This is a genomic window from Streptomyces sp. B1866, from assembly GCF_031932565.1.
Taxonomy (GTDB): Bacteria; Actinomycetota; Actinomycetes; order Streptomycetales; family Streptomycetaceae; genus Streptomyces.
This window is the reverse complement of sequence record NZ_JAVSCF010000375.1, coordinates 1-4428: the sequence shown is the minus strand read 5'-3', so window position 1 is coordinate 4428 and position 4428 is coordinate 1. Positions and strand designations below refer to the sequence as shown.

Below are 4428 nucleotides of genomic sequence, written 5' to 3'. Positions count from 1 at the left end.
GGGCGCCGGGGCGGCGCCGGGCCGGGCCAGGGCGGCCCGCAGCCGCGCGCGGCTGGCGTCGTCCAGCGACACCAGGTCGCCGCCGCCGAGGTCGAGCCGCACCGGGCGGTGCCGCGCGGCCCGCGTGCCGGCACCGGCGGCCTGAGCACCGGTACCGGCGGCCTGGGTCCGGGCGGCGGGAGTGCGCGCCACGTACCCTTCCGTCCACAGCGCGGTGGCCACCGCGTGGATCTGGGCGAGCCCGCCGCGTTGCCCGGAGTTGGCGGACACCGCCAGGTGGTCGCGGCCGTGCAGCGTGTCGTTCACGAGCGAGGTGAGCTGCCCGGTGCCGACCTGCACGAAGGCGCGGACGCCGGACGCGTACAGCGCCTCGGTCAGCGGCCGGAACCGCACCGGCTCCACCAGGTGGCGTACGAACAGGGCGCGCACCGCGTCGGGTTCGTCCGGGAAGGGCTGGGCGGTGGTGCCCGACCAGACCGGGACGCTGGGCCGGTGCACCTCGCCCGCGTACGCGCCGTGGGTCAGCGGCTCCAGGTACGGGGCGAGCATCGGCGTGTGGAAGCCGGAGCGGAACGGCAGCACCTGGCACAGCACCCGCCGCTTGCGCATGGCGGCCACGAACTCCTCGACCGCCTGCTCGGGTCCGCAGACCATGGACTGGTTGGGCGCGTTGTCGTGGCTGAGCACGATGTCGTCGCCGCCGCGCTCGGCCAGCGCCTGGACGACCTGGTCGGCCGGGGCGCCCAGCACCGCGAAGACCACGCCGGGCACGCGCAGCGAGTCCGGGTCGAAGGCGGCCAGCAGCTCGTCGGCGGTCTCCTCGGAGTACAGGCCGCCGGAGATCATCGCGGCCCACTCGCCGACGCTGTGCCCGGCGACCGCGTCCGGCCGTACGCCGTGGGCGCGCAGCGCGGCGTCCAGCAGCCGTCCCACGGCCATCACGCCGATGCCGTGCCGGGCCACGTCGCCGACGGCGACGCCGTCGACCGGGGAGTGGCCGGCGCCCGGCGCGGGCAGGCCGAAGTGGGCGGCCACCTCGTCCAGGCCCTGCGGGGCGAACTCCGCCTCCAGGCCCGGGAAGACGAACGCGACCCTGCCGCCGCCCTCCTGGTCCGGGGCCAGCAGGCCGTCCGCGGAGAACCACACGTCGTTGCGGCCCCGCCAGGCGCGGCCGCGGGCCACCGCGCGCCGGGCCAGCGACAGGCGCTTGGCCGTGGGTCCCGCGATGCCGAGCCGGGCGGGCCCGGCCGCGTCGTCCGAGGGCGCGTCGGGGGCGTGCGTGTACGCGGCCACCAGCGAAGCGTCGTCGGCGTCCAGCAGCTCGGCCAGCCGCGCCGGGTCGGCCGCGGACAGCCGCAGCACCCGGTCCGGCTCGCTCACCACGAGCGGCGCCTTACGGACCGGGAAGGGCGCGGGCGCGGGGGCGTCCGGCGCCTGCTCCAGCACGACGTGCGCGTTGATGCCGCCGAAGCCGAACGCGTTGACCGCCGCCCGGCGCACCTCCGCCTCCCACGGCCGCGCGGCGTGTGCGGGCGCGAAGCGGGTCGCGGCCAGCGCCGGGTGCGGCTCGTCGCAGTGCAGGGTGGGCAGCAGGGTCGCCCGGTGCACCGCCAGCGCGGCCTTGACCAGGCCCGCGACGCCCGCGGCCGGCATGGTGTGGCCGATCATCGACTTGACCGAGCCGATGACGGGCCGGTCCGCCGGGTCGCCGGGGCCGCCGGCCGGCCCCCCGAAAACCTCTGCGAGAGTGGCCAGTTCGGCGGCGTCGCCGGCCGGGGTGCCGGTGCCGTGCGCCTCCAGCAGGCCGATCGAGCCGGGCTCGCGCGGGTCCAGGCCCGCCGCGCGCCACGCCTGCCGCACCGCGCGCGCCTGGCCGCCCGGGTCCGGGTTGACCAGGCCCGAGGCGCGGCCGTCGCCCGCCACGCCCGTACCGCGGATCACGGCGTAGACCCGGTCGCCGTCGCGCCGGGCGTCGGCGAGCCGCTTGAGGACCACCACGCCGGTGCCCTCGCCGATCAGGATGCCGTCCGCCCCGGCGTGGAACGGGCGGCACCGCTCGGACGGCGACAGCGCGCGCAGCTGAGTGAACACGCTCCACAGTGTGATGTCGTGGCAGTGGTGCACGCCGCCCGCCAGCATCACGTCGCAGCGGCCCGCCGCCAGCTCGCCCACGGCCTGGTCCACGGCGATCAGCGAGGACGCGCACGCGGCGTCCACGGTGTACGCGGGCCCGCGCAGGTCAAGCCGGTTGGCGACCCGGGAGGCGGCCAGGTTGGGCACCAGGCCGATGGCCGACTCCGCCTGCTGCGGGCCGAGCTGGTCGGTGAACGCCGCCCGTACCCGCGCCAGATCGGCCGGGGCCAGGCCCGGCAGCAGCTCGCCCAGGGTGCGGGTGAGCTGGTGGGCGGTGCGCACCCGCTGGTCGAGCCGGGCCAGGCCCGGCGTCAGGTAGCCGCCCCGGCCGAGCACCACGCCGACCCGGTCGCGGTCGCCGAGCCGGTCCTCGCCGCCCGCGTCGGCGATGGCGCGGGCCGCCACCGACAGGGCGATGAGCTGGTCGGGCTCGGTGCCCGCGACCGAGTTCGGCATGATGCCGAAGCGGGTGACGTCCACGTCGGCCAGGCCGTCGACGAAGCCGCCGCGGCGGCAGTAGACGCGGTCGGGCACGCCCGCGCCGGTCCCGGCGGCGGCCGCGGGGTCGTAGAACTCCGCGTCCCACCGGCCGTCGGGCACCGCGGTGATCGCGTCCACGCCGCCGGCCAGGTTGCGCCAGTACGTCTCCAGGTCGCCGGCGCCGGGCAGCAGCACCGCCATGCCGACGATGGCGACGGCGGTGTGATCGTGGCCGGTGGTCGTCATGTCACCAGCCCGATGCCGTGTGCACGACGCCGGTGGCCGACGGGTCGCCCCAGGCCAGCTCGCGCAGCAGCGCCAGGGCGCCCTCGTCCGGGTCGATCAGCTCGATACCGCGGCGGGCGTACTCCTGCCCCAGCTCGGGCGTGACCATGCCGCCGTGCGCCCCGGTCGGCGCCCACGGGCCCCAGTGGACGGTGACCGCGCGGCGCCCGGTGCGGGCGGCCCAGCTGGCGCCGATCGCCTCCAGGGCGTCGTTGGCCGCGGCGTAGTCGCTCTGGCCGCGGTTGCCCAGGACGGCCGCGATGCTGCCGAACAGCACCGCGAACCGCGGGCCCGGGGACAGCTCGGACACCGCGTCCAGCAGGGTGCGCGCGCCGTCCACCTTGGTGCCGAACACCCGGCGGAAGGACTCGGGGCTCTTGTCGGCGATGAGCCGGTCCTCGATCACCCCGGCGCCGTACACCACGCCGTCGAGACGCCCGTGCTCGGCGTGGATCTCCTTGACCGCCTGGTGCACGGCCTCGCCGTCGCGCACGTCCAGGCAGCGGTACGCGGCCTGGCCGCCCACGCGGCGCAGCTCCTCCAGGGTCGCGGCGATCTCCCGCTGGGCCAGCACCAGGCGGGCGGCCCGGTCGACCTCGACGGGCTTCATGCCGCCGCGCCGGGCCAGGGCCGAGCGCAGCCCGGCCAGGTCGGCGGCGGCGGCCACGTCCGGCTCCTCGGGCGCGGACGGCAACGGGGTGCGGCCGACCAGCTCGATGCGGCAGTGCGAGGCGGCGGCGAGGGCGAGCGCGATGTGCGCGGTGATGCCCCGGGCGCCGCCGGTCAGCAGCACCACCGACTCGGAGTCCAGGCCGATGGCCTGAGCCTCGGCGGCCCCGTCGGCGGCCGGTCCCGCGCCCGTACGGGCCAGGGAGCCCAGGTCCTCGGCGGCCATCTCCAGGCCCCTGCGCCCGTCGGCGGTGTGCAGCACCACCGGGGCCCGGTCCTGGGCGGACAGCTCGGCCAGCAGCGCGGCGGCCACCTCGGCGGGCGGCGCCGCCGCGTCCAGCGCGACCACGCGGGCGAGGGTGTCGGGGTACTCGCGGGCCACGGTGCGGAACAGGCCGTGCAGCCCGGCGCCCGCGCCGCCCGCGCGGTACGGGTCGCCGGCGGGCCGCGCGCACACCAGCCACCGGGGGGCCTTCGGCCGCAGGGCGGCCTGGAGCACCGGGAAGGAGTCGGGCAGCACCGGCGCGTCGTCGGCCGCGTGCGCGAGCGGGCCGAGCAGGAACACGCCGTCGTACGGGCCGTCCCGCTCGGTCAGCAGGGTCGCGGCGCTCAGCAGGTCGGCCGCCGCGCCACGGGCGGTCAGCAGCTCGCCCAGCGCGTCGGCGACCGCGCCGCCGCCGAGCACGGCGAACCGCGCTCCGGCGAGGTCGGCCGCACCGCCCGGGGCGGGCAGCGCCACCTCGCGCAGCACGTGCCGCCTGGGCGCGCGGCCGGCGGGCGCCAGAGCGGCAGAGGCCGTTGCGGGGGCGGGAGCGGGAGCGGGCTCCTGGGGCCCGGCGAGGCGGTCGGTGAGCCAGGAGG

At 78.3% G+C, this 4428-nt stretch carries 2 protein-coding genes; both read right to left on the bottom strand.

The window, feature by feature from the left end:
- Positions 1-2859, bottom strand: a 2859-nt coding sequence (locus RKE29_RS28220; RefSeq protein WP_312008523.1) for a beta-ketoacyl synthase N-terminal-like domain-containing protein, incomplete at its 3' end; no start/stop codon positions are given.
- Between the two features lies 1 nt (position 2860).
- The coding region (locus tag RKE29_RS28215) for an SDR family NAD(P)-dependent oxidoreductase (RefSeq protein ID WP_312008521.1) at positions 2861-4428 on the bottom strand (1568 nt) is incomplete at its 5' end.